Source organism: Limnohabitans rimovensis (SeqCode), from assembly GCF_965234775.1.
GTDB lineage: Bacteria > Pseudomonadota > Gammaproteobacteria > Burkholderiales > Burkholderiaceae_C > Limnohabitans > Limnohabitans rimovensis.
This window is the reverse complement of record NZ_OZ248567.1, coordinates 63,097-86,442: the sequence shown is the minus strand read 5'-3', so window position 1 is coordinate 86,442 and position 23,346 is coordinate 63,097. Positions and strand designations below refer to the sequence as shown.

At 61.7% G+C, this 23,346-nt stretch carries 21 protein-coding genes; 14 read left to right on the top strand and 7 right to left on the bottom strand.

The window, feature by feature from the left end; translation table 11 throughout:
- Window positions 1-223: 223 nt before the first annotated feature.
- The gene (locus tag AC8GFZ_RS12365) at window positions 224-2,434 is read left to right on the top strand and encodes a tetratricopeptide repeat protein (RefSeq protein ID WP_506645203.1); all 2,211 of its coding nucleotides are present in this window, start codon (window positions 224-226) and stop codon (window positions 2,432-2,434) included.
- A gap of 18 nt (window positions 2,435-2,452) precedes the next feature.
- Here the strand turns inward: AC8GFZ_RS12365 and AC8GFZ_RS12360 are convergent, their stop codons facing one another.
- Window positions 2,453-3,325, bottom strand: coding sequence for a DMT family transporter (locus AC8GFZ_RS12360; protein ID WP_506645202.1), 873 nt, complete (start codon window positions 3,323-3,325; stop codon window positions 2,453-2,455).
- A gap of 84 nt (window positions 3,326-3,409) precedes the next feature.
- Between AC8GFZ_RS12360 and AC8GFZ_RS12355 the strand changes: the two genes are divergently transcribed.
- Both AC8GFZ_RS12355 and AC8GFZ_RS12350 read left to right on the top strand, forming a co-directional pair.
- Window positions 3,410-4,828, top strand: coding sequence for an amidase (locus AC8GFZ_RS12355; RefSeq protein ID WP_506645201.1), 1,419 nt, complete (start codon window positions 3,410-3,412; stop codon window positions 4,826-4,828).
- Window positions 4,825-5,697 (top strand): polysaccharide deacetylase family protein, encoded by an 873-nt coding sequence (locus AC8GFZ_RS12350; RefSeq protein WP_506645200.1) that lies wholly within the window; start codon window positions 4,825-4,827, stop codon window positions 5,695-5,697. The genes AC8GFZ_RS12355 and AC8GFZ_RS12350 overlap by 4 nt, the downstream gene beginning before the upstream one ends.
- Here the strand turns inward: AC8GFZ_RS12350 and AC8GFZ_RS12345 are convergent.
- The gene (locus tag AC8GFZ_RS12345) at window positions 5,680-6,321 is read right to left on the bottom strand and encodes a GAF domain-containing protein (protein WP_506645199.1); all 642 of its coding nucleotides are present in this window, start codon (window positions 6,319-6,321) and stop codon (window positions 5,680-5,682) included. The genes AC8GFZ_RS12350 and AC8GFZ_RS12345 overlap by 18 nt on opposite strands.
- A 76-nt stretch (window positions 6,322-6,397) precedes the next feature.
- On the opposite strand from AC8GFZ_RS12345, the gene AC8GFZ_RS12340 reads away from it, so the two are divergent.
- The 8 genes from AC8GFZ_RS12340 (at window position 6,398) to AC8GFZ_RS12305 (ending at window position 13,749) form a co-directional block, all read left to right on the top strand.
- Complete coding sequence (locus tag AC8GFZ_RS12340) at window positions 6,398-7,231, top strand: enoyl-CoA hydratase/isomerase family protein (RefSeq protein WP_506645198.1); 834 nt, start codon at window positions 6,398-6,400, stop codon at window positions 7,229-7,231.
- A 139-nt stretch (window positions 7,232-7,370) separates the two neighbouring features.
- A complete protein-coding gene (locus AC8GFZ_RS12335; protein WP_506645197.1) occupies window positions 7,371-8,159 on the top strand; it encodes a putative hydro-lyase in 789 nt (262 codons plus the stop codon).
- Between the two features lie 22 nt (window positions 8,160-8,181).
- Window positions 8,182-9,243 carry a TRAP transporter substrate-binding protein gene (locus AC8GFZ_RS12330; RefSeq protein WP_506645196.1) on the top strand — a complete coding sequence of 354 codons (1,062 nt, stop codon included), beginning with the start codon at window positions 8,182-8,184 and terminating at the stop codon, window positions 9,241-9,243.
- Between the two features lies 1 nt (window position 9,244).
- On the top strand, window positions 9,245-9,841 hold the full coding sequence (locus tag AC8GFZ_RS12325; RefSeq protein ID WP_506645195.1) for a TRAP transporter small permease subunit: 597 nt from the start codon (window positions 9,245-9,247) through the stop codon (window positions 9,839-9,841).
- Window positions 9,838-11,229, top strand: a complete 1,392-nt coding sequence (locus AC8GFZ_RS12320; protein ID WP_506645194.1) for a TRAP transporter large permease — start codon at window positions 9,838-9,840, stop codon at window positions 11,227-11,229. The genes AC8GFZ_RS12325 and AC8GFZ_RS12320 overlap by 4 nt, the downstream gene beginning before the upstream one ends.
- 15 nt (window positions 11,230-11,244) lie before the next feature.
- Entirely contained in the window at window positions 11,245-11,964 is a 720-nt protein-coding gene (locus tag AC8GFZ_RS12315; protein ID WP_506645193.1) for a DUF2848 domain-containing protein, read from the top strand.
- 43 nt (window positions 11,965-12,007) lie between these two features.
- Window positions 12,008-13,279 (top strand): acetyl-CoA hydrolase/transferase family protein, encoded by a 1,272-nt coding sequence (locus AC8GFZ_RS12310; RefSeq protein ID WP_506645192.1) that lies wholly within the window; start codon window positions 12,008-12,010, stop codon window positions 13,277-13,279.
- Window positions 13,280-13,353: 74 nt separating this feature from the next.
- A complete protein-coding gene (locus AC8GFZ_RS12305; RefSeq protein WP_506645191.1) occupies window positions 13,354-13,749 on the top strand; it encodes a cupin domain-containing protein in 396 nt (131 codons plus the stop codon).
- Between the two features lie 10 nt (window positions 13,750-13,759).
- Here the strand turns inward: AC8GFZ_RS12305 and AC8GFZ_RS12300 are convergent, their stop codons facing one another.
- From AC8GFZ_RS12300 to AC8GFZ_RS12280, 5 genes are all read right to left on the bottom strand, one after another.
- Window positions 13,760-15,157 carry an MmgE/PrpD family protein gene (locus AC8GFZ_RS12300; protein WP_506645190.1) on the bottom strand — a complete coding sequence of 466 codons (1,398 nt, stop codon included), beginning with the start codon at window positions 15,155-15,157 and terminating at the stop codon, window positions 13,760-13,762.
- 21 nt (window positions 15,158-15,178) lie between these two features.
- Window positions 15,179-16,108, bottom strand: a complete 930-nt coding sequence (locus AC8GFZ_RS12295) for a hypothetical protein (RefSeq protein ID WP_506645189.1) — start codon at window positions 16,106-16,108, stop codon at window positions 15,179-15,181.
- Window positions 16,109-16,169: 61 nt separating this feature from the next.
- Entirely contained in the window at window positions 16,170-17,465 is a 1,296-nt protein-coding gene (locus AC8GFZ_RS12290; RefSeq protein WP_506645188.1) for a TRAP transporter large permease, read from the bottom strand.
- Entirely contained in the window at window positions 17,462-18,001 is a 540-nt protein-coding gene (locus AC8GFZ_RS12285; protein ID WP_506645187.1) for a TRAP transporter small permease, read from the bottom strand. Before AC8GFZ_RS12285 ends, AC8GFZ_RS12290 begins: the two co-directional genes overlap by 4 nt.
- Window positions 18,002-18,067: 66 nt before the next feature.
- A complete protein-coding gene (locus AC8GFZ_RS12280) occupies window positions 18,068-19,054 on the bottom strand; it encodes a TRAP transporter substrate-binding protein (RefSeq protein ID WP_506645186.1) in 987 nt (328 codons plus the stop codon).
- A 307-nt stretch (window positions 19,055-19,361) separates the two neighbouring features.
- Here AC8GFZ_RS12280 and AC8GFZ_RS12275 point away from each other — a divergent pair, with 307 nt between their 5' ends.
- Genes AC8GFZ_RS12275 through AC8GFZ_RS12265 form a run of 3 tightly spaced genes read left to right on the top strand, consistent with a single transcriptional unit; the run spans window position 19,362 to window position 23,262 of the window.
- A complete protein-coding gene (locus AC8GFZ_RS12275; RefSeq protein ID WP_506645185.1) occupies window positions 19,362-20,495 on the top strand; it encodes a CaiB/BaiF CoA transferase family protein in 1,134 nt (377 codons plus the stop codon).
- Window positions 20,492-21,832: an MmgE/PrpD family protein gene (locus tag AC8GFZ_RS12270; protein ID WP_506645184.1), complete on the top strand. Its 1,341-nt coding sequence runs from the start codon at window positions 20,492-20,494 to the stop codon at window positions 21,830-21,832. Before AC8GFZ_RS12275 ends, AC8GFZ_RS12270 begins: the two co-directional genes overlap by 4 nt.
- A gap of 41 nt (window positions 21,833-21,873) precedes the next feature.
- Window positions 21,874-23,262, top strand: a complete 1,389-nt coding sequence (locus tag AC8GFZ_RS12265) for a phenylacetate--CoA ligase family protein (RefSeq protein ID WP_506645183.1) — start codon at window positions 21,874-21,876, stop codon at window positions 23,260-23,262.
- The last annotated feature ends 84 nt before the right edge of the window (window positions 23,263-23,346 follow it).

Here is a 23,346-nt window from a genome sequence, read left to right as displayed (position 1 = left end):
AGGACAGCCAAGATGTCCTCACGGTTCAAGTCTTCGCAGTCAGACAAAATGTCGTCAACGGTCATGCCGCTGGCCAACCATTCCAAAACACTTTCGACTGGACCCGCTCATCACCGTGAGCGATAGCAACTGCTGATCGACGAAAACATCGTCTGCGTCAGCCACGTGCTTGAGGCCGGGGTCTGCCAGATAATGGACACATCATCTGACCCGCCCGTGTCCTGTGTCCTCCCGCCCCACCCCCTCCAGCGCCGCTGCTGATCAGCTGTTTCAGCAACAGCATTTCGTGCCTGCCGAAGCGGCCTATGCCGCGCTGCTGCAAGCCGAGCCTTCGCATGAATGGGCAGCCTTGCAGTGGGCGCGTTGCGCGGTCAGCATGGGTCAAGGCCGTGCGGCGCGCGAGCGTTTTGCGGCGCTGCTCAAAGCCCACCCCGACAACTTCAGCGGCTGGTTAGAGGCCGGCCACCTGTGCCGCCAGCAAAGCGCTTTGGAGCAAGCCTTGGCCAGTTACCAGCGCGCCATGGGGGTGGCACCCACGCGCTACGAGGCCCCTTTGAGCGCGGCGCGCTTGCTCGAGGAGTTGGGCCGCAGTGAAGAGGGTGCGGCGCTCTACCACCGTGCCAGCACCTTGGTGCCGCCAGACAGGCGCCACTTCATGCACCAGCGCATGGCCAAGTTTCGCCAAGAGCGTGGCGATGTGCCCGCAGCACTGGACAGCCTGCGCCAAGCCCTGTTGGCCGCCGAGGCGTTGCAGCCGCCGCTGCCCTTGGACGAGCGCTGCGAAATGCTGATCGACTTGGGTGAATTGTTGTTGCGCATCAATGCCCGTGATGAAGCCATGCAGGTGCTCACCCAGGCCTCGCAAGCCACGGCCGAAGCCACCTTGACGCGCTTGGCCCAAACCGCGTTTCGCTTCAATTTGTGGCAAGAGTCGCAAGCGGTGTTGCAACGCAATGTCGATCTGCACCCCCAAAGCGCCTCAGCCCTGTGGAACCTGGCCCACGGCTACGCCGAAACCTGGGAGATGGATTTGGCCTTGGTCACCCTGGCGCGTGCAGAGGCCATCGCACCGCAAGCGGGGGCACGGTCCATGCGCGCCTCTGTGGCCGGTCGCTTGGGCGATGTGGACCAGGCTCTGGCCATCTACACCGAGCTGGCCGAGCAAGAGGGCCCTTTGTCCAAAATGCGCTCCAGCACCGCCATGGCCTCGCTGTACAGCGACAAGCTCAGCCCCCAGGCCGTGGCCACTTTGCACCGCGACTTGTTTGCGCCGCAGGGCAAGGGCGCACGCACCCCCGAGAGCTTTGCCAATGCACGCGACCCGCACAAGCGATTGCGTTTGGGGCTGGTGACGGCGGATTTCCACCACCAGCACCCGGTCAACATCTTCATGCAGCCGGTGTTGGCCCGCTGGAACCCGCAAGACATTGAGATCACGGTGTATTTCACCGGTGTGAGTTACGACCAGCAAACCTTGCTGGCCAAGCGGCGCGTGAGCCATTGGGTTGAAGTCACCACCCTGAACGATGTGCAACTGGCGCGGCGCATTGAAGAAGATGGCATCGACGTGCTGCTGGACTTGGCCGGCCACACCGGCATGCAGCGCATGGCCATGTTCGCCCAGCGCGCCGCGCCGGTGCAAGCCACGTTTTTGGGTTACCCCGGCTCGACGGGTGTGCCCCACATCGACTGGATATTGGCCGATGGCGTGGTCGCGCCTGCGGGCAGCGAGGCTTTGTTTTCCGAACAAGTCCTGCGCTTGCCGCACACCGTGTTTTGCTTTTCGCCCGAGGCCGACTATCCCTTCCCCGCCTTCACCGCCGCAACGGCCCAGCGGCCTTTGACGTTGGCGTCGTTCAACAACGTGTCCAAACTCACGCCGCGCACGCTGTCGCTGTGGGCGCAGGTGCTCAAAGCCATTCCCGAGGCACGCCTGTTGCTCAAAGCGCCCAGCTTCAAAGACTCGGCGGCCCAGCGGGTGTTTGGACAGCGTCTGCACGACTTGGGCGTGTCTTTGGAGCGCATCGAGTTTCGCGGCCCTACCGGCTTGGCCGACATGATGGCCGAGTACGCCGAGGTGGACATCGCTTTGGACCCGGCGCCTTACAACGGCGGCACCACCAGCTTGCAAGCGATGTGGATGGGCGTGCCGGTGCTGACCATCGCGGGCGGGCATTTTGTCTCGCGCATGGGCGCGAGCTTCATGCAGGCGGCGGGCTTGCCCGAGTGGGTGGCCAGCGACGACGCCGACTTCGTGCGCCGTGCTGTGGCTTTGTCGCAAGACCGCCAGGCCTTGCTCAAACTAAAAATCGGCATGCGCGACCGCTTGCTGGCTTTGCCCGCCTGGGACATCGACGCCTATGCCCGCGATGTACAAGCCGCAGTAGTGCGGCACATGTGGGCGGCAAGGGTGGCTGAGCTGCACGCTGATTGATGCGCTTGCGGGCTTGCCTCAGCGCGGCCACAGCACCGAGGCGATGGCACCCACGATCAGGCTCACTGCCACCAGGTCTTGCCAATGCAGCACCTCGCCCAAGGCCAGGGCACCGACCAACACGCCGAGCACCGGGATCATCATCACGCTCAAGGTGGAGGCCAGTGGGGGCAGGTTGCGCGCCATCACCAACCAAGCGACTTGGGCAAAGGCAAACACGCCCAGGCCGTTGTAGACGATGGCCACCATCGCCGGGCGGGTCACCGGATGCCAAGCAAAGCCCTCCAGCAACCAAGACAGCAAGGTCAGCACCACGCCGGTCATGGCGGTCATCCAAAAGGCAATGGTCAGGGTGTGCGCTTGCATGGTGGTGCGGCGCATGCGCTGTGTGCCATAGGCCCAGGCCGAGGCTGCGACCAGCAGCATCAGGGCCGAACCCGGGTGGCCCGACATGGCAGTGATTTCGTGCCACACCAACAACAGCGCGCCCAAGGCAGCGGCGGCCACGCCCAGCCATGCACGCCAACCCATGGCGGCACCAAACCACACATAACCAAACACCGCCGAAAAAATCGGCATGGTGTAGCCCAAGATGGCCGCGCGCCCGCTGTTGAGGTTGGGCAAGGCCAGCATCATCAGGCCGTACCAAAGAAACATATTGGGGATGGACAGGTGCAGCAACTCGCCCCACTCGGCACGCGCCACCCGAAACGGGATGCGCCAGCGCCACAGCACCAAGCCCAGCACCGGCAAGCCAATGCCAATGCTCAGCACGCGAAACATCAGCGCGGGGTAGTCGGCAATGCCCCACTTCATGAGCGGCCAATTGCAACCCCAGACCAGCGTCATCAACGCGAGAACGAGAATTTGTCGGGGTTGCCAATGGACCATGGCCCCATGGTACGCGCCCAGGTCGGGCAGCGCTTGCCTAGAATGTGCACGGTTGTGCGCCTTGCGCGCAGCCCCCGCCCAGACATGCCCACTTCCGTGACCCATCCCACCAACCCCCTCCACAGCCCGGTTTGCGCCTGGATGCAAGGCTTCGCGCAGGGCACCGCTGACCCCGTGGCCGCTTGCGAACATTACTTGGCGCGCATCGCCCAACACAACCCCGCACTCAACGCCTACCTGTGGGTGGACGCACCGCGCAGTTTGGCCATGGCGCGTGACAGCCAGCAACGCTGGGCCCAGGGCCGGCCCCTGAGCCCCTGGGATGGTTTGCCCATCGCCATCAAAGACAACGTGGACGTGCAAGGCTGGCCGTGCAGTGCGGGCACACAAGCTGACCGCGAGCGCCGCCCCAGTTCTGATGCGGCGGTGGTGCAGCATTTGCGCAGCTTGGGGCTGGTGGTGCTGGGCAAGCTCAACATGCACGAAGGTGCCCTGGGCGCGACCAATGCCAACCCGACTTACGGCGACTGCCAAAACCCTTGGCGCGCGGGCTTCACGCCGGGCGGCTCGAGTGGCGGCAGCGCAGCGGCGGTGCGTGCGCAGTTGTGCGCTGCGGCCATTGGCACCGACACCATGGGTTCGGTGCGGGTGCCCGCGTCATACTGCGGTGTCACCGCGTACAAGCCCAGTGCGGGCCGCGTGTCCAACCAAGGCGTGGTGCCGCTGTGCCACATGCTCGACACCGTGGGCTGGTTGACCGCCTCGGTGGCGGACGCGCAGGCCTTGGCCGCCAGCCTGTGGCCCAGCGCGCAGGATTCGCCCACTGACTTTGAAGCTTCACCTTCACCTTCAATGGCCACCGTTACCGCAGCTGCAACCGCAACTGCATCTGCGCGGCCTTTGCGCGTCGGTCGCTTGGTGCAAGCCGACCAAGTGGCCTTGGACCCGGTGGTGGCGCAGGCCTATGCGCAACTGTGTGAGCAACTCACCCAGGCCGGTGTGCAGTGGGTGGATGTGGATGTGCCCCTGTGGCAGCCCACCGCGCTGCGCCAAGCGGGCTTGTTGCTCAGCGAGCGCGATGGTGCCGCCTATTGGACAGATCGGCTGGGCACGGACTTGCCCGGCTTGAGCGAAGGCTTTGCCCGCATGCTGCGCTACCCCGAGCGCGCAGGGGCGGCCAAGCTGGCCCAGGCCCAAGCCTTGCTCGACACGGTGCGCGCCGATGCCGCCCGGGTGTTTGCCACGGTGGATTTGTTGCTGATGCCCACCACGCCCCAAACCGCGTTTCACCACAACGACCCCGTGCCAGTGAACCAAGCCGACTTCACCGCCTTGGCCAACGTGTGGGGCGCACCGGCGCTGGCTTTTCCCTTGCGCACGGGTGACTTGCCCGCATCGGCGCAATTACTGGCCGCGCCCGGCCAAGACGAGACTTTGTGGGCCCAGGTCAGTGGTTTGAACCTGGACCGATTTGCACCCCCACCTGATGAGGACTTTCCATGACAACTGCTTTTTCTTGGCCCGGCCAAGCCCGTTTGGCCATGTCGTTTGTGGTCAATGTCGAAGAAGGCTCGGAGCAAAGCATTGCCCGGGGCGACAAACTGCCCGAGCCGGTGGATGAGTTGGGCGTGGCGCTGAAAATCCCGATTCGCAACTACGGCAACGAGAGCAATTACGCCTACGGCTTGCGCGCCGGTGCGCCGCGCATCACCGCGTTGTTTCGCGAATTTGGCTTTCACTGCACGGTCACTGCCGCTGCCACGGCTTTGGCCCAAAGCCCGCACCTGATTGAATGGGTGCAGCAAGACGGCCATGAGGTGTGCTGCCACGGTTACCGCTGGGTGCACCAGTTTTCCTACAAGGAAGACAAGGAGCGCCAGTTCATCCAAGACGCGGTGCGCACCATCACCGAATCCACCGGACAACGCCCACGCGGCTGGCTGTCGCGTTATTTGCTGACCGACAACACACGCCGCTTGCTCGCCGAGGAGGGCTTCACCTATCACATGGACGACTACAGCGACGATGTGCCGCGCTGGGACAGCGTGGCCACTGCCCATGGCCCCAAGCCCATGGTCATCGTGCCCTATGCGCTGGACACCAACGACATGAAGTTTTGGTTGGACCCCAGCTTCACGCCCGCGATGTGGACGGACTATGCCGTGGCCACCTTTGACCAATTGCACAGCGAAGGCGCGTCACAACCCAAGATGATGTCGCTGGGCCTGCACCTGCGCATCATTGGCCGCCCGGGGCGCATTGGCGCGCTGCGAAAATTCATGGCCTATGTGAAGCAGCAACCCGATGTGTGGGTCGCCACGCGGGGCCAAATTGCCGACCACTTTGCCCGCGTCTCACCCTTTCAAGCCTGAGGGTTTGGCGCTGTCAGCCAAACCACCTGCGTCGACCCAAAAGCCGTTCTCTGGCGGGTGGTGAGCGGCCAACCAAGCCGGGCCGCCATGGGCATGCCACAGCGCCACCGCCAGGTGGGCCACCAGTTTCAACACCGATAAGTCGCATTCGCGCAAAGTGTGTTTGGCCTGCGCGGCCATCACAAACATGCCAATGAATTGCTGCTGCCACAGCATGGGGCAGTACATGGCCGAGCCCATGCGCGAGGTTTTCAGGTATTGCTTGAAGGCGGTGGTGCTCTGAGCAGTGTCGCCCAGCAACAAGGCTTGTCGGTGGGCATACACCCAGCCCGGGTGCCCGCCGTCGATCGGGATCATCAAGCGCGCTTGCTCAGCGGGAAAGCCGACATTGCCCACCAGCATGTGGTGCTGCGTGTCGGGTGTGACCACAAAGCAGCCCGAAATTTGGTATTGCGTTTGGCCCTCGGCCATGGCCCCGGGCACGGTGTGGGCCTGGGCGTCGCCCAAGTGCGCCACGCAAAACTGGGCCAGTTCGCGCCAAGCGGATTCCAGGTCGGTGCACGACAGGGCCCGTGCATGGGCTTGGGTGAGTGCGTCCAAGGTGTGGTGGTGTAGGCTTGTCATGGCAGCAGGGCCCAGTGGTCAACAGAGATGGGCATTATGAGAGCATCTGCCAACCCCTTTGAGAAAGTCAATTCTGATGAAAACGCCTGATTCGCCTTGGCAAGCCTGGTACGGCAGCCAAGCCTTGCCCACACCCGATGCCCCTTTGTGCCTGGCCTTTGACGGGCCGCTGGCACGCTTGCTGATTAACCGCCCTGAAGTGCGCAATGCGATGAGCGAGGTCATGTGGGATTTGTTGCTTCAACATGTGCAGACCATTGCTGCGGCCCCCCAGATCAAGGCGGTGTTGGTCGAGGCCGCCGGCACCAAGGCGTTTTGTGCCGGTGCTGACATGTCTGAATTTGCCCAGGTCTATGCCACCCCCGAGCGCACCCGTGTCTATAACGCCAAGGTGCAGCAAGCGCAAATCGCGCTGGAGCGTTTGGCCAAACCCACTTTGGCCATGGTGCAGGGGGCGTGTGTGGGGGGCGGTTGTGGCATTGCCCTGGCTTGTGATGTGCGGGTGGTGGCGCAGGATGCCCGCTTGGGCATCACCCCGAGCAAAATTGGCGCGGCCTACAGCCTGAGCGACACCCGCCGCTTGGTGGCCTTGGTGGGGCCGGCGCGTGCCAAAGACATGTTGTTCAGTGGCCGCTTGCTCGACAGCGAAGAGGCTTTGCGCATCGGCTTGGTCGACCGGCGCTGTGACAACGCGCAGTTGGCCGAGGTGGCGCGCGCGTGCATCGAGCCCTGGTTGAACAACTCCAGCCATTCCATCGCCCACACCAAGCGCAGCATCCTCTCGATTGCCGGCATTGCCCCGCAGGCCGATGCCGATTTGCAAGCCGGGTTTGAAAACTGCTTTGCCGGACCGGACTTTGCCGAGGGCTATGCGGCGTTTTTGGCCAAGCGCCCACCGCGCTTTGAATGACCCTGTTTGGCATGGCACAGGCAGTGAACCATGGCGCCCAAACCCAGGGTAACAAGGGAGGGAAAAGGCGCGGGGCGTGTGCTAAATTCCGGCGAGATGATGGCCTAGACACACACGCTCTACAAATAATGCCCACCCCATGACCGCTGCCCGCCCCCATGCCAAGTCCATTCGCCAGCAAGCGCGCATGGGCGTGTTGCGTGGCCACACCTCGGGCTTGGCGGGCGACCATGTGCAGGGCAATTTGGTCATCTTGCCCAAAGCCCACGCGGACGACTTTGCCCGCTTTTGCGAACTCAACCCCAAGCCCTGTCCGGTGTTGGGCATGGCCGCACCGGGTGACTTTGCTTTTCCGGATTTGGGCGAAGACATCGACATCCGATCTGACTTGCCCATGTACCGGGTGTGGCGCAACGGCGTGTTGAGCGAAGAGGTGGCCGACATCCGCCACCTGTGGCAGGACGATTGGGTCAGCTTTGTGATTGGCTGCTCTTTCTCTTTTGAGAGCGCCTTGATGGATGCGGGCATCCCCTTGCGGCATGTGCAGCAAGGCAAAAACGTCCCCATGTTCAAAACCCATGTGCCCACCCAAGCGGTGGGCGTGTTCCAAGGCCCTTTGGTGGTTTCCATGCGCCCCATGAAGCCTGCGGCTGCCATTGAGGCGGTGCAGATCACGGCACGCTTGCCCCGGGTGCATGGCGCGCCGGTGCACATCGGGCTTCCCCATAATTTGGGCATTGCGGACTTGATGCGCCCAGACTATGGCGACGCCACCGAGGTCTTGCCCGAAGAGTTGCCGGTTTTTTGGGCTTGTGGGGTGACACCCCAGGCCGTGGTTCAACAAGCCCAATTGCCCATGGTGATCACCCATGCGCCGGGTGCCATGTTGGTCACTGATTTGTTGAATCACCAACTCATGTCCCATTGATTTCTTCATCACAGGAGTTCCCATGAAAGCTTCCCCTGCTTTGCTCAGTGCCTTGGTGGCCTTGACCTTTGCCTCCCAAGCGGCGGCACAAGGCGCAAAAATCACCGTCCAAGCCATCACCCAAGCCTCGCCCAATATTCCCCAGTACACCCGGGTGGACCAGCCCATGCTGCGCGATGGCATTGCCAAGGCCACCAATGGCCGTGTCGAGATGGTGCTGGCCTCTTGGCCCGAGCGCAACGTGAGCGGGCCTGAAGTGCTGCGTTTGGTGCGTTCTGGCCAAGTCGACATCGCGGCCGCCCCGTTGACCACGGTGTCGGGCGATGTGCCCATTTTGGATGGCGTTGATTTGGCCGGCATGAATGCCGACGTCAAACAGGCCCGCCGCGTGGCCGACGCCATGATGCCGGTGGCCAACAAAGAACTCGAGCGCATGGGCATCAAGCTGATCGCCACCTATCCTTTTTCGGGACAGATGCTGTTTTGCCGCAAAGCCATTGCGTCATTGGCAGACCTCAAGGGCTTGAAGGTGCGCACCAACGGCCCCTCGGCCGGTGATTTGATCAAGGGCCTGGGTGGCCAGCCGGTGTCCATCGCCTTTGGCGAGGTGTACACCGCTTTGGAGCGTGGCACGGTGGATTGCGGCATCACCGGTGCGGGCTCGGGCAACGGCGCCAAGTGGACCGAAGTCACCACCCACCTGTACAACTTCCCCTTGTCTTGGTCCACCTCGGGCTACTTTGTGAACCTGGCTTGGTGGAACAAACTCGAACCCGCCATCCGTGCTGAATTTGAAAAGACCTTCAACGCGGTGCAAGAAGCGCAGTGGAACATGGGCACCGAGTCCACCGAAGATGGCATTGCCTGCAACCTGGGCCGTGCCAACCAGTGCAAATTGCACACCTTGCTCAAGCGGCCCATGATTGAAATCAAGGCGCCCGCCAACATCGTGGCCACCCTGCAAAAAGAGCTGTCGGAAGATGTGTTGCCCGGTTGGTTCAAGCGTTGCGGTGACCGTTGTGCCAATGTGTACAAAGAGGTGATTGAGCCCATCACCGGCGTCAAGCCAGTGCTTGGCCGCTGAAGTGTTTGACCTGATAGCCAGGCTCAATCGCCACGCCATGTCGATGGCGGGCCTGTGCTATTTGGCCATCACCGCGTTGATTTGTTTTGACATTGTGGCGCGGCGCTTGCTGGGTTTTTCCAGCGGCGCCACCACCGAAATGTCGGGCTACCTGATGGCCGTGGGCATGAGTTGGGGCATGGCGGGTGCCTTGTACGAACGTGCCCATGTGCGCATCGATGTGTTGATCCAAAAATTCCCTCTGCGCTGGCGCACCTGGTTGCACCTGTTTTCCTTGAGTTGCTTGCTGGTGGCGGTGGCGTTTTTTGTGTGGGGGTCGTTTTCCATTGCCTTGGATTCGTGGACCTTTGGCTCCACCGACTTGTCCAGCATGCGCGTGCCCTTGATCATTCCCCAGGGCTTGTGGGCTTTGGGCTTTGGTTTGTTTTTGATCGCCACAGTGGCCATCATGTGCCGCAGCTTGGTGCTGTGGTGGGGCAATGAACCCGAAAAGATGGACCAAATGCTGAATGCGCGCAACTATGAAGAGGAAGCCGCAGAAACCTTGCGGGCGGTAGGCGACAAACGGACCCCATCCATGGCGTCAGGCCGGCCATGATCGCCGCCGTTTTTGTGCTGGTGTTGGCGCTGGTCATTGGGGTTTCGTCCTTGATGGGTGGCGGTGCGGCTGTGCAGGTGTCGCAATCGGTGCCATGGTGGGCGCTGGTGTGTGTGGTGCTGGCTTTCGTGGCCTTTTTCGCCGGGGGCGTGTACATCGGCGCCGCCTTGGCAGTGTTGGCTTTGCTGGCGGGTTTTGGTTTGTCCGATCGGCCGTTTTGGAACTTCATTGGCGAAATGCTGTGGGCACCGTCCACCAACTTTGTGTTGGTCTCGGTGCCTTTGTTTTTGCTGATGGGCGAAATCATGTTGCGCGCCGGCTTGTCGGACCGCTTGTACCGCGCCTTGAATGTGTGGGTGGGCCGTTTGCCGGGCGGCTTGTTGCACACCAACATCATGTCTTGCGGCGTGTTTTCGGCGATCGCCGGGTCCAGCGTGGCCACCGCCGCGACCATGGGCTCGGTGGCTTTGCCGTATTTTGAGAAAAGCCATTACCCGCCCAAATTGGTCTTGGGCTCTTTGGCTGCCGGTGGGGCCTTGGGCAACCTCATACCGCCGGGCATCACCTTCATCATCTATGGGCTGATCACCGAGACTTCTGTGGGCGCCTTGTATTTGGCCGCCATTGGCCCCAGCGTGTTGGTGGTGGTGTTGTTTTTGGCGGTGATTTTTTACTACAGCATCAAGCTCAAAATTTCCGCCGAAAACAATGCGTCTTTGACGTTGTCGGCCAAGCTGCTGAGCTTGATTGACCTGTTCCCCACGTTGTTGCTCATTGGCTTGGTCTTGGGCACCATTTATGCTGGCTGGGCCACGCCCACCGAGTCGGCGGCCTTGGGTGTGGCGGGCAGCATCGTGCTGGCCCTGGTCGATCGCAAGCTCAATTGGCAGATGTTGCGCGAGTCCATGGATTCGACAGCGCGCACCACCTCGATGATTGCTTTGATTTTGTTTGGCGCGTATTTGCTGAACTACATTTTGTCGTCGTTGGGCATTCCGCAAATGCTGGCCAAGTTCATGACTGGGTTGCCATTGCCGGGTTGGGCCATCATGTTGGTGATCATTGGCTTTTACCTGGCCTTGGGCACCTTCATGGAGGGCATCTCCATGGTCATCACCACCATTCCCTTGTTGTTCCCGGTGGTTGTGGCGCTCGGTTATGACCCGATTTGGTTCGGCGTGGTCATCACCATGTTGGTGGAAATTGCCATGATCAGCCCACCCGACGGCACGGTGTTGTACGTGCTGCAAGGCATGCGACGACAACCCGGGCCCATCACCGATGTGTTTGTGGGCGTCATGCCCTTCTTGCTGGTTTATATGTTCGCCATTTTGGTGTTGATGGTGTTTCCGGCCATTGCCCTGTGGTTGCCCGCTCAATTGATGTAACAGGTCCGATTGCCCATGAACCCTGCTTTGCACTTCACCATCGCCCCTGCGGGAAACGCTGCCTCATCGGCGCCCGCCACCTTGACCGTGGTGCCGACCCAATTCGTCATTGCCGGTTGGACGGGGCGCAATGCCGAGGCGATTGAGCACCACATCCAAGAGTTGGCAGCGCTGGGCATTGCCCGCCCCAGCCAAGTGCCGCTTTACTACCGCGCCAGTGCGGCGCTGCTGACCACCGCCCCCAGCATTGAAACCCTGGGTCTGGGCGCCAGTGGTGAAGCCGAGCCCATGCTGCTCATGGCCCAAGGCCAATGGTGGCTGGGCCTGGGGTCGGACCATACCGACCGCGAGGTGGAGAGTTATTCGGTGGCCGTGTCCAAACAAATGTGTGCCAAGCCCGTGGCGCCCACCGTGTGGCGTTGGTCAGAGGTGCAAAACCACCAAGACCAATTGCAATTGCAGTCTGAGATTTGGGAAGGCGGCCAATGGGTCACTTACCAGAAGGGCTTGCTCAGCGCCATTCGCCCGCTGCAAAGCCTGCGCGATGGTTTTTGGCCTGCGGGCCAGGCCGCTGAAGGCAGTGTGATGTTGTGTGGCACCTTGGGTGCCATCCCGAATGCACAGGGAAAGGGCATCCGCTGGGCTGAAAAAATGCGGCTCACCTTGCATGACCCGGTGCTGAACCGCAGCATCAGCCACACCTATGCCCAGCAAGCCTTGGACCTGGTGAGCTGAGCGTGCGGCCTGTGGCTGCCTGACCTTCAGCAGGGATTCGCCCGTGCAAGAACTTCGCTCCATGGCCCCCTTGATCGATGCGCTGTCTGGGGGCGGCCGTGTCGTCTTGCACTCGGGACATGCCGAGCCACCCCTGTTGGCGCAGATGCTGGCTGAGCATGCCCCTGCGCTGCATGGGGTGCGGGTTTTGGCCACCATGCCCATGGGGGAGGCGCCGTACGCCAGCGAAGATTCTCTCGCCCATTTGCAAGTGGACAGCTTGATGCCCGGATTGGCGCTGCGCCCAGCGGCCTTGGCCGATAGACTGAACTTGCTGCGCCACACCGTGGCGGCGTGGCCTGCCTTGTTCACCTCTGGTGCCTTGCGTGCAGATGTGTTGATGCTCCAAGTCTCTTCGGTGGATGCCGATGGCATGGTCTCACTGGGTGTGAGCGTTGATCACATGCATGCCGCCTTGCAGAACGCGCGGTGTGTGGTGGCGGAGATCAACCCCCACATGCCCGACACCTGTGGTCACAGCCGGTTTCCAGCCGAGCGCATCGATTGGTTTGTGCCCGCCAACCACGCCGTTCAAACCGCCAAGTTGTTGGCGCCGGATGCGGTGGATCAGCGCATCGCAGACCATGTGGCCGGCTTGGTGCGCGATGGGGCGGTGATTCAAATTGGCATGGGCTCTTTGCCCGAGGGGGTGTTGGCCCGGCTTGGCCATTTGCGCCACTTGGGTTTACACACCGGCATCTTCACCGATGGCATGCGCGCATTGATCGATGCGGGCGTGGTGGACAACAGCACCAAGCGCTTCAAGCCCGGCGTGAGCGTGTCCACCATGGCCGGAGGTTCCGCCGACTTGTATCGCTACATGCACCGCAACCCGGCGGTGGAAATGCACCCCTGTGATGTCACCCATGGGCCACAGGTGTTGGCGCAGATGGATGGGTTTTGCGCCATCAACAGCGCCTTGCAGGTTGACTTGATGGGCCGCGTCAATGCCGAATGGGTGGGCCCACGGCGCATGTCCTTGCCCGGGGGCTTGCCCAATTTTGCCCAGGGGGCGATGCAGGCCCCAAAAGGCTTGGCCGTGATCGCCATGCGCTCCGTGTATGGCCCCGCGCAGCGCAGCAGCATCGTGTTTGAATTGGATGCGCATGGCCCGCCCACTTTGATGGGGAAGGACTACCACTGCTTGGTCACCGAGCATGGCGTGGCCCATGTGCATGGCCTGCGCCCGCGCGAGCGCGCCCAGGCCATTGCCCGTGTGGCGCATCCGATGTGGCGTGAAGCTTTGATGGCGCAGGCCCACCACATGGACGCGTGATGACCATCTCTTTCAAGCCGACTGTTTTTTAACCCGGTGGCACCCACCTTGCCACCCCCACAGGAGAACCCGCCATGACAGATCCCTCCCGTTTGATGGCTTTGAGCCAAGGCTTTTTTTCGGTGCGAGACCAAATTCCCCCGGAGCGTTTGGCTTCGGTGGAGGGTGCGAAACCGCAAGGCCATATTGAAGTGCGCCGCATGATGGTGGGCAACGAAATTTTGATGCTGCACGTGTTTCGCGAAAAGGGCTTGATCGACCCGGTGCACAAGCACATGGACCACGAAACCGTGGCATACCTCATCCGTGGCCGCTTGCGCTTGGTGATTGGCGGTGAGGAATTCATCGCCGAAGCCGGCACGTCTTGGATCCACCCCCCTGGGGTCGACCACTTCAGCGAAGCCTTGGAGGATTGCGAGCAGTTGGAGGTCAAGTCCCCGCCGCGCAAAACCTGGCAAACCTTGCCCTGAGGGGAACGCCTCAAGCGGCGTGCACCAAGCAACGGGTGAGGGCGCTCACATCGTCCACCGACTCCAAGCGTTGGATCAAATCCAGCAGTGCATCGCCCTGGGCTTGCGGCATGCCAGCGATGTCCCAGCATTGTTGAAACTTGGTTTGGCAAGCGGCATCGCTCAGGGGGTTTTCGGGGTGGCCAATGGGGGTGAGGATTTCTTTCTCCCACACCCGTCCGTCGTGGAGTTCGATGCGGATTTGCTGCGGCCACAGGGCATTCACGTCGGGGTTGGTGTTCAAGCTGACCTGCACCTTGCTGGCCAAGGAATGCAAAGCGGGGTCAGACAAATGCTGTGGGGCAAATGACGCAGGGGTGCAGGTACCGTGCGACAAGGTGGCGGCCACCACATAAGGGATGCACAAACGCGCATAGTTGGGCTTGGGGTTGGGGATGTCGGGGCGCCCCACCAAGCGGTAAGTCAGGGGCGGCGCGCCCACGTGCATGGCCTTGAGATCGTTCGGGCCAAAGTTCAGGGCGGCCACGGCTTGTTGTACGGCGTCAACCGCCGCATGGGTCAGGCGACCACTGGGAAAGGGCTTGTGCGACAACTCGGTGATGTGCCACTGCTGGCCCAACTGCGGCCACCAGTGGGCGATGTCGTGCTCGGTTTCAAACAAGGTGTAGTAGCCATAAGGGCCAGTGAGGATGTCTTGGGGCCCAGTCATGCCGGCCATGGCCAAGTCCACCGAGGTCAAACCCGCGCGACCGTTGAAGCCCACTTGCAAGCCCAGCAGCATGGAGCCTTCCACATGCGCTTGCATGGTGCCCGAGGTTTGACCGTACTGGATGCCAAAGGCATTCATCACCGTGGCTTCGTCCAAGCCGGCCAGCACGCCCAATCCCGCCACCACACCAAAACCGCCGCAGGTGGCGGGGCGGAAAAACCGCATCACCGATTTGGACGCCGCACCCAAGGTGGCCGCGATCTCCACACCCATGCTCATGGCCAGCAAAAACTGTTTGCCGCTGACAGGTCGACCGGCGGCGGCGCTGCGCTCTGAAAAAGCAAACAAGGCGGGCAACAAAGCAGCCATCGGGTGAACCACGGCCGGTTCGTGCACACAGTCCCATTCCAGGGCGTGGATGCGGTAGCCATTGATCACCGCCGCTTGCGCCGCAGGTGCACGCAGGTGCGAGCCCCACACCACGGCTTCGTCACCCTGGCCCCATTGCTGGGCGGCGAGCGCCAATTCGTGGGCATGGGGGCCGGTGCGACCGGCCACACCGCAGGCCAGGGTGTCCATCAAAAACACCTTGGCTTTGGCCACGGCCAGTGGGCTGAGGTTTTCAAAGCGCGAGCGGCACACCAATTGCGCCCAAGCGGTCAAGGGGTTGTCGGTCGGGGGGGTGGCGTGTGGGTTCATGGCAGGCTCCAGTAAATGGGTTCAGGGGGTGGGCGTCAAGCCCATGCGCAGGTAAAAAAACTTCATCACCGATGGCAGCACAAACAACTGAATTTGGGCCATCACCAGCATCAACTGCAAATCGGGGGTCACATGGCCCAGCACCAGGCCGAGCAACACGGCCACGTTGCGAAAGCCGCTGATCAGGCTCACACTCATGGCCGCTTGCACGGTCAGGCGTTTGAACACCAGCCAGCCAGCCCACTGCCAAGCCAAGTTGAACAGCGCGGTCAAGGCCAACAGTTGCAGCACCTGGGCCGGGTCTTGAGTGATTTGTGCCGTCAAGCCATGGGTAACGCCCAAGGCGATGAACACCATCAACAACACCATGCACAAGGTCCAGGCCGAGGCGTTTTGCTCGATGCGCGCGGGCGTGGCCCACATCCGCAGGGCAAAGCCGCCACCCAGGGAGATGCCCACCACCCACAACAAATTCATCAACATGCCGCCAGGGCTCAGGCCGGCCACCCCGCTGAGGGCGGCAAACAGGGGCAAGGTGACGATGGAGATCACGGTGGCGGGCAATACCACAGTCAACAGCATCTCGGCATCGGTTCCCAGCAAGGCGCAGTAAGGGCCGACCGAAATGATCGGCGGGGTGGCCGCCAACAGCAGCAAACCCACGCCCATGTAAACGGGAAGGTTCAGCCAGGGCAAGGCCAGCCACACCACGGCGGGGACGATCAGCAAGGTCCACACCCACACCGCCGCCATCAATCGGGTGCGCTGCGCCCAGGCCTTGAGTTGGCGCGGGTCGATGCGCAAGGCCGACAAGAACATGGCCCCCATCGACAGGTACAGCACAAAGGGCGAGACCATGGCGGCCAAGGGTTGGGCCAGCAAGCCGGTGGCGACGCCCAACAACATCAAGGCGGTGGCGTGGCGGGCCAAAAACTGGGACAGCGCTTGCATGTTCAGGGCCGCGGACTCACCCGCAAGCGTGCTTGGCTGGTTGCGGCCCGCGCATGCGCGTTCAAGCCTTGAGCAGCTGAGGCAACCACGTGATCAGACCGGGCCACACCGTCATCACCACAATCAACACCAGCATCAAGCTGCAGTAGGGCAGCGATGATTTGGCCACCCGGGTTTGGCTCTCACCGGTCATTTGTTGGATGATGAATAAATTAAAACCAACCGGGGGTGAGACATTGGACAACTCGATGGTGATGATCAAAAAGATGCCAAACCACACCGGGTCAAAACCCGAGGCCAACACCAACGGAAAGACCACCGGCAAGGTCATCACCATGGCCGACAAACCATCCAAGGCCGTGCCCAAGATCAAATACACCACCAACAAGGTGAAGATGAGCATGTAGGGCGACAACTCCAGCGACTTGACCCATGCGCCGGTTTCACCCGGGATGCCCAACATGGTCATGACTTTGGCCAAAAACAAAGCGCCCAGCAAAATCAGCCCGATCATGGAGCAGGTGCGCACGGTGGACAGCAAGGCGCGACCGAGGTTGCGCCAACTCATCAAGCCCTGTGCCACGGAGATGGCCAAGGCCCCCGCCACGCCCACGGCTGCGGCCTCGGTCACACTGGCCAGGCCGCTGTACATCGAGCCAATGACCGACAAGATCAGCAAGCTCACCGGCAGCAAGTCTTTGAGCGACTCCACTTTTTGGGCCCAGGTGTACACCTCTGGATCGGCGGGTTGCACGCTGGGCCGCCACCAGGCTTGCAGCATGATCCAACCAATGAACATGACCGCAATGATCAAACCCGGCACCACACCGGCGATGAACAAATCCAAAATGGACACATCGGCGAGCACGCCATACACAATCATGGGAATGGACGGCGGAATCATCAGGCCAATGGTGCCCGCCCCGGCCAAGGACCCCATGGCCATGTCTTTGTCGTAACCGCGCTTGAGCAATTCGCGCAAGGTCATGCGGCCCACGGTGGCAGTGGTGGCGGCTGACGAACCCGACACCGCCGCAAAGATCGTGCAGCCAATCACATTGACATGCAACAAACCGCCAGGCAAGCGCTGCACCCACGGCGCAATGCCGCGAAACAATGACTCCGACAATTTGCTGAAAAACAAAATGTCACCCATCAGCACAAACAAGGGCAGGGTGACCAACTCGTCGGCGTTCAGGCGCGACCACACATCCTGGGCCAGGATGCGCTGTATGGGCACATCGCGAAACCACTCCAACGACAACAAGCCGGTGCCCAACAGCGCAAAGCCAATCCACATGCTCGAGCACAGCAGCACGACCATGACCAACAACACAAAAACCGAAGCGATCATCATTCGGCCACACCTTGACCGATTTCGCGGTCATCGGCCAAATCGGGGGCGTCTCCGATCACCAAGCGCAACAAGCGCGCCAACAAGGCCAGGGAGAGCATGAGGGCCCCCAGCGCCACAAAAGCTTGGGGAATCCACATGGGCGTTTGCATCACAAAGTAAGACACCGTGTGGCGCACATGGCTGCGCCAGGCTTGCTCGATCAAGCCGACAGTGAGCAGGCCACTGATGTACAGCGCACACAGGGTGCACAACACATCCAGGGCCCGCGCCAAACGAAACGGCAAATGGTTCAGCACCATCGCCACGCGGATGTGCGCGCCATAACGCAGCGCATAGCCCGAGCCGCTGAGCAACACAAAGGCACACAAATAAGAGGCGTACTCCACTGCCCACGGTTGCGACCACGCCAGGAACGATGCGGCCACCACCTCGACGAGCAACAGCACGCTCAGCAACGCACAGGCACCCGCGGCCAGACACGCACCCAAAAAATTGAAACGATCAATCCATTCGCAACTGGAGCGAATCATGTTCATGGCACGTGCTGGGGTGTGGCCACCGGCCCTCTTGCCGCCCAAAGCGGCAAGCAGCAGCCGGGGTGGTTATTTTTTGTTGGTTTTGGCCATGAAGGCCTCAATGATCTTGGCCGACTCGGGCACGGCTTTTTTGTAGTCATCCCACATGGGGCGGGTGACTTGGCGCATGCGGGCGGCCATTTCTTTGGTGGGGGGCTCGACCGTCATGCCGTTTTTGCGCAATTCGTCCATGCGCTTTTCATGTTCGGCCATGCTGACCTTCCAAAACTCGGGCTCCATCTCTTTGGCCAGGTTTTCGATGGCGTTGCGGTTCTCGGCCGACAACTTGTTCCACACCCCCATGTTGATGACCATGAAGTTGGACGCCCACAGGTGGTTGGTGGTGTAGGTGTGCTTGAGAAACTCCCAGTACTTTTGCGCCACAGCGGTGGTGCCAGAGGTCATCACCGCGTCCAAGCGGCCCGAGGCCAGGGCGGGCACGATGTCGGGGTTGTTCATTTGTTGGGGCACCATGCCCAGTTTGCTGACCATGTCGGCGGTCAAGCGGTCATAGGTGCGCATGCGCACGCCCTTGAGGTCTTCAAAGCCTTTGGCGGGCTTTTTCAAATAGAAGTTTTGGCTGGGCCAAGGCACCACGTACAGCACCTTGTTGCCGCGCTTGGCCAAGTCTTCGACCCACTTGGGTCGCACAAAGCTGTGCATCACCTTCAGTTGCTCATAGTCGTCAACCAAAAAGGGAATGCTCTCAAGGCCCAACAAGGGCAAATCGCCCACGTTTTGAAAGCCAGCAAATTCGGCCATGGTGGCCGCACCGTCTTCGATGGCGCGCACAGTTTCATTGGCCTTGATGCCCAAGGCGCCACCGGGGTGCACCGTCATGAGCACTTGGCCTTTGGTCACCTCGGCCACGCGCTTGGCGAAATTTTGGGCGTTCACCGTGTGAAATTCGGTGGGCCCCCAGGGCATGGAAATATCCAATTTGGTTTGGGCAGCCAACCAAGGGGCGGCAGTGAAACCGATTGACAAAATCAGCAGGCGACGAATCCATTGCATCTTGAGCTCTCCAGCGTGGTGTTGATCTGGTTCAGCCTAACAGATGCCCCACCGATATGTCAATTGTCCGGACAGTTGCTGCGCCCTTTCATGTGCACCTGGCTGGTGCAAACCCAGGGGTGTGGTTCAACTGGACAGATGTTGTCGGGTAAACCCTGTGGACGCTGCGCGCCAGCAGATGATGGTGATGCCTTGTGCGCTGGTCGGATGCGGGCGCTGGTGGTAACCTCTTGGCTCCCTCTTGTTTTTGTCCGGACAAAATCCAAATGCACCGCTTGACCTCGCCCCGTTTGGGGGCCGCACCCGCATGAAACTCACCGGCATTCGGGTGTTGGACCTGTCGCTTTTTTTGCCGGGCCCCCACCTGACCACCATGATGGCCGACCATGGCGCCGAGGTGCTCAAGATCGAGCCCCCTGGTGAGGGCGAACCGGTGCGCCACATCGGCTATCGATCGGGTGGTGAAAGCGTCTGGTTTCGCAACACCCACCGGGGCAAAAAAAGCCTGGTGCTGGATTTGAAAAAACCGCAAGATCATGCGCGCTTTTTGGATTTGGCTTGCACCTGTGACGTGATCGTCGAGGCGTTTCGCCCCGGCGTGGTCAAGCGCTTGGGCATTGATTACGACCGCATCGCGGCGATGCACCCGCGCATTGTGTATGCCTCGATTGCTGCCTTTGGCCAAACCGGCCCCGACAGCCACTTGGCCACCCATGATTTGGGCATGGAGGCCTTGGCCGGCGTGCTGAGCCTGAACCTGGGCCAAGATGGTCAACCCACCCACCCGCACATGCCGGTGTCGGACATCACCGGCTCGATGATGGCGTTGTCGGGCATTTTGATGGCCTTGTACCGGCGCGAGCAAAGTGGCCGCGGCGACTACATCGACATTTCCATGCACGACAGCACGCTGTCGTGGCTGCCCAATGCCACCGGCGCGGTGTTTGCCCAAGGCCGTGCACCCAACGTGCAGCAAGAGCGGTCCTGGGGTGGCAACTCGTTCTACAACATCTACCGAACCGCCGATGACAAGCACCTGGTGCTGGGTGCGGTTGAGCCCAAATTCATCCGCAACTTGCTCACCGCTTTGGGCGTCCCTGAATGGATCGACACCGCCACCCAACCCCCAGGGCCGGTGCACGAGCCGGTGAAAGCTTTTTTGCGCGCCACGTTTGTGCAAAAAACCCGCGATGAATGGATGCAGTGGTTCCAAGGCAAAGACGTGGCCATCGCCCCGGTGCTGGACTTGAAAGAGGCCTTCGATAGGCCTCAACTCCAGGCCCGCGAGATGCTGCTGAAAGATGCCCAAGGGCAGTTGCACATTGGCAACCCCATCAAGTTTCGCCACGAGCCCGCCCAGATTGACACCCGCTTGCCCGGCTTGGGTGAGCACACCGCGTCGGTATTGGCGCAAACCCCTGTGCGCAAGGACACCACATGAGCACACCCTCGCCCAGCACCGCCGATTGGGTGCGCTGGATGGCCCGGCCGGTGGGCCGCGCCGAACGCGAACGCGCCGCCTTGCATGTGCTGGACTGGATGGCTTGTGCCAGTGCCGGCTCGCGCACCGAACCCGGGTTGGCCATGGGGCGTTATGCCCGCACCTTGGCCCCAGGGCCATGCGCCACCTTTGCTGGCCCTGGTCTGTCCGAAGGCGATGCCGCTTTGGTGAATGGGTCGCTGGGCAATGTGTTGGAGATGGACGATTTTTATCGCACCGCCATCGTTCACCCTGGACCGGTGTTGGTGCCTGCGGCTTTGGCCATGGCCCAAGCCAGCGGTGCCACGGGGCCGCAAATGCTCGATGCACTGGTCAAGGGCTTTGACATCATGATCCGCTTGGGCCGCTCGGTGGGGCCTGCGCATTACCGGTACTTTCACAACACCGCCACCTGTGGTGTGTTTGGCGCGGCGGCCATTGGCGCGGCTTTGCTCGAACTCCAAGCCTCGGCCATGCGCGACGCGTTTGGCAATGCGGGCACCCAGGCCAGTGGCCTGTGGCAGTGCCGCTTGGAAGACACCATGAGCAAGCAGTTGCACAACGGGCGTGCCGCGCAATCGGGCTTGTTGGCGGCGCGTTTGGCGCAGCATGGTTTCACCGGGGCCCATGCCATCTTGGAGGGCGAGCTGGGGTTTTTCCGCGCCCTGTGCCCAGACGCACAACCCGATCGCATGGCCGGTGGCGATGAGGACCGGTGGCTGATCCATGACACCAGCTTCAAGCCCTGGCCAGCCTGTCGCCATGCCCATGCGGTGATTGATTTGGCGCTGGCCTTGCGCGACGCCGTGGCGGGTGCCGAAATTCTTTCCATCGACGTGCACAGCTACCGCGATGCGGTGCGCATTTGTGACAAGCCCGAGCCGCGCACACCGGTGGAGGCCAAGTTCAGCTTGCAGCATGCGGCGGCGGTGTGTTTGCTGCGCGGCCAGCCAAGCTTGGATGACTTTGATGTGCCCGCCACGCAAGACAACAGCGTGGCGCCATTGCGCGCCAAAGTGCGTTTGCACGAAGACGCCGCTTTGACGGCCGTGTACCCAGCGCACTTTGGTGCGGCCATGCGCATTGCTTTGCGCAATGGGCGCGTGTTGCAAGCCCAGGTGAGCGACGCCCTGGGCGACCCCGAAATTCCCTTGAGCCTGGCGCAGTTGCACGGCAAGGCCCACATGCTGCTCGGCGCCACCGCGCACACCCGCGAACACATCGAGACCCTCATCGCCGACTGCGCGGCCTTGGTGGACGCCCCCAGCGTGGGCGCTGTGGCGCGCTGGATGCGTTGAGCGGCGCACAGCGGCCCCCCTTTGGTACGAATGGAGACCCCATGAGCGATTTGAATTACTTTGACGCCGCCGATGTGGCGTCGATTCGCCGCGACTATCCCTTGGGGGCGGCATTTTTAAAGCGCTTCCAAGGCATGAGCACCGACGAGTTGCGCCACTTGCAAAACCAGCGCTTCATGCGGCTCATGTCTTTCGCCTGGCAGGTGCCGTTTTACCAACGCCATTGGGGCGCTGCGGGCTTGCAGCCGGGGGACGTGAAAAGTTTGGACGACATCGCCCGCATCCCCATGTATTCCAAATCCGACCTGATGGCCTCGGTAGAGGCGCACCCGCCGCTGGGTGACTTTCATGGGCAAGACGTTCACCCGGTGGGGCAACGACCGCCCATCATTTTGCAAACCACCAGTGGCACCACCGGCATGCCCCAACCCCTGTTGTTTGGCCCGCGCAGCCGCGAAACCCAAAACGCATTGCTGGCGCGCGTGTATTTGCTGCAAGGCATGAGCGCGCAAGACGTGGTGCATTCGGTGTATGGCTTTGGCATGGTCAATGGCGGCCATTACATCCGCGAGACGTTGCTGCACTGGGTGGGCGCGCAAATGCTGAGCGCCGGCACGGGCGTGGAGACGCGCTCGCAGCAGCAGGTGATGTTGATGCGCGACTTCAAGGCCACGGTCTTGGTCGGCTTTGGCGACTTTGTGAAACGCTTGTCGGAGGTGGCCAAGGAAAACGGCATCGAGCCGGGGCGCGACATCCGCTTGCGCATGATCACCGGGCACTTGGGGCCAGAAGGGCGCGAGCCCATGAGCCAAGCCTGGGGCGGCTGCGATGTGTACGACTGGTACGGTGTGGGCGACACCGGGCTGATTGCCGGCGAAAGCCAGGACCAAAGCGGCATGTACATCATGGAAGACGCCCAGTTTTTGGAGATCACCCACACCGAAACTGGCGCAGCCGTGGTGCCCGGCGAGCCGGGCAACATGGTCAACACCTGTTTGTTCAAGGACGATATTTTTCCCATCATCCGCTTCAACACCAATGATGTGACCCACGAGGTGATGGGCAGCTCGCCCATGGGCTTACCGTTTCGCCGCATCATTGGCTTCAAGGGCCGCAGCGACAACATGATCAAGCTGCGCGGCATCAATGTCTACCCCACCAGCGTGGGGGTGATCTTGACCCAGGAGGTGCCGGCCTTCAATGGCGAGTTTGTGTGCATCGTCACCCGCGAGGCCGGGCGCGACCAAATGACGGTGCACGCTGAAATGCGCACCGGCGCACCGGCGGGCTTGCAAGAGACGTGTCAAAACCTGCTGCGCGCGCGCTTGGGCGTGGAGTTGGCGGTGGTGCTGGCCCAGCCCGGCGAGATCAAAGACCTCACCGGCATCGAAAGCCGTCAAAAGCCTTTGCGTTTGGTGGACCGGCGCTGAGCGGCGGCACGCGGTTCTGTTGAGGCGCGGCATGGCTGGCGCGGCCCAGGCCGCCGCGCCCAGGTTTGGCACAGCCCCGCTCGT

Coding starts and splice junctions, on each gene's coding strand:
- AC8GFZ_RS12360 (WP_506645202.1), bottom strand. CDS start 3,325: ATGGTCCATTGGCAACCCCGACAAATTCTCGTTCTCGCGTTGATGACG.
- AC8GFZ_RS12355 (WP_506645201.1), top strand. CDS start 3,410: ATGCCCACTTCCGTGACCCATCCCACCAACCCCCTCCACAGCCCGGTT.
- AC8GFZ_RS12350 (WP_506645200.1), top strand. CDS start 4,825: ATGACAACTGCTTTTTCTTGGCCCGGCCAAGCCCGTTTGGCCATGTCG.
- AC8GFZ_RS12345 (WP_506645199.1), bottom strand. CDS start 6,321: ATGACAAGCCTACACCACCACACCTTGGACGCACTCACCCAAGCCCAT.
- AC8GFZ_RS12340 (WP_506645198.1), top strand. CDS start 6,398: ATGAAAACGCCTGATTCGCCTTGGCAAGCCTGGTACGGCAGCCAAGCC.
- AC8GFZ_RS12335 (WP_506645197.1), top strand. CDS start 7,371: ATGACCGCTGCCCGCCCCCATGCCAAGTCCATTCGCCAGCAAGCGCGC.
- AC8GFZ_RS12330 (WP_506645196.1), top strand. CDS start 8,182: ATGAAAGCTTCCCCTGCTTTGCTCAGTGCCTTGGTGGCCTTGACCTTT.
- AC8GFZ_RS12320 (WP_506645194.1), top strand. CDS start 9,838: ATGATCGCCGCCGTTTTTGTGCTGGTGTTGGCGCTGGTCATTGGGGTT.
- AC8GFZ_RS12315 (WP_506645193.1), top strand. CDS start 11,245: ATGAACCCTGCTTTGCACTTCACCATCGCCCCTGCGGGAAACGCTGCC.
- AC8GFZ_RS12305 (WP_506645191.1), top strand. CDS start 13,354: ATGACAGATCCCTCCCGTTTGATGGCTTTGAGCCAAGGCTTTTTTTCG.
- AC8GFZ_RS12300 (WP_506645190.1), bottom strand. CDS start 15,157: ATGAACCCACACGCCACCCCCCCGACCGACAACCCCTTGACCGCTTGG.
- AC8GFZ_RS12295 (WP_506645189.1), bottom strand. CDS start 16,108: ATGCAAGCGCTGTCCCAGTTTTTGGCCCGCCACGCCACCGCCTTGATG.
- AC8GFZ_RS12290 (WP_506645188.1), bottom strand. CDS start 17,465: ATGATGATCGCTTCGGTTTTTGTGTTGTTGGTCATGGTCGTGCTGCTG.
- AC8GFZ_RS12285 (WP_506645187.1), bottom strand. CDS start 18,001: ATGAACATGATTCGCTCCAGTTGCGAATGGATTGATCGTTTCAATTTT.
- AC8GFZ_RS12280 (WP_506645186.1), bottom strand. CDS start 19,054: ATGCAATGGATTCGTCGCCTGCTGATTTTGTCAATCGGTTTCACTGCC.
- AC8GFZ_RS12275 (WP_506645185.1), top strand. CDS start 19,362: ATGAAACTCACCGGCATTCGGGTGTTGGACCTGTCGCTTTTTTTGCCG.
- AC8GFZ_RS12270 (WP_506645184.1), top strand. CDS start 20,492: ATGAGCACACCCTCGCCCAGCACCGCCGATTGGGTGCGCTGGATGGCC.
- AC8GFZ_RS12265 (WP_506645183.1), top strand. CDS start 21,874: ATGAGCGATTTGAATTACTTTGACGCCGCCGATGTGGCGTCGATTCGC.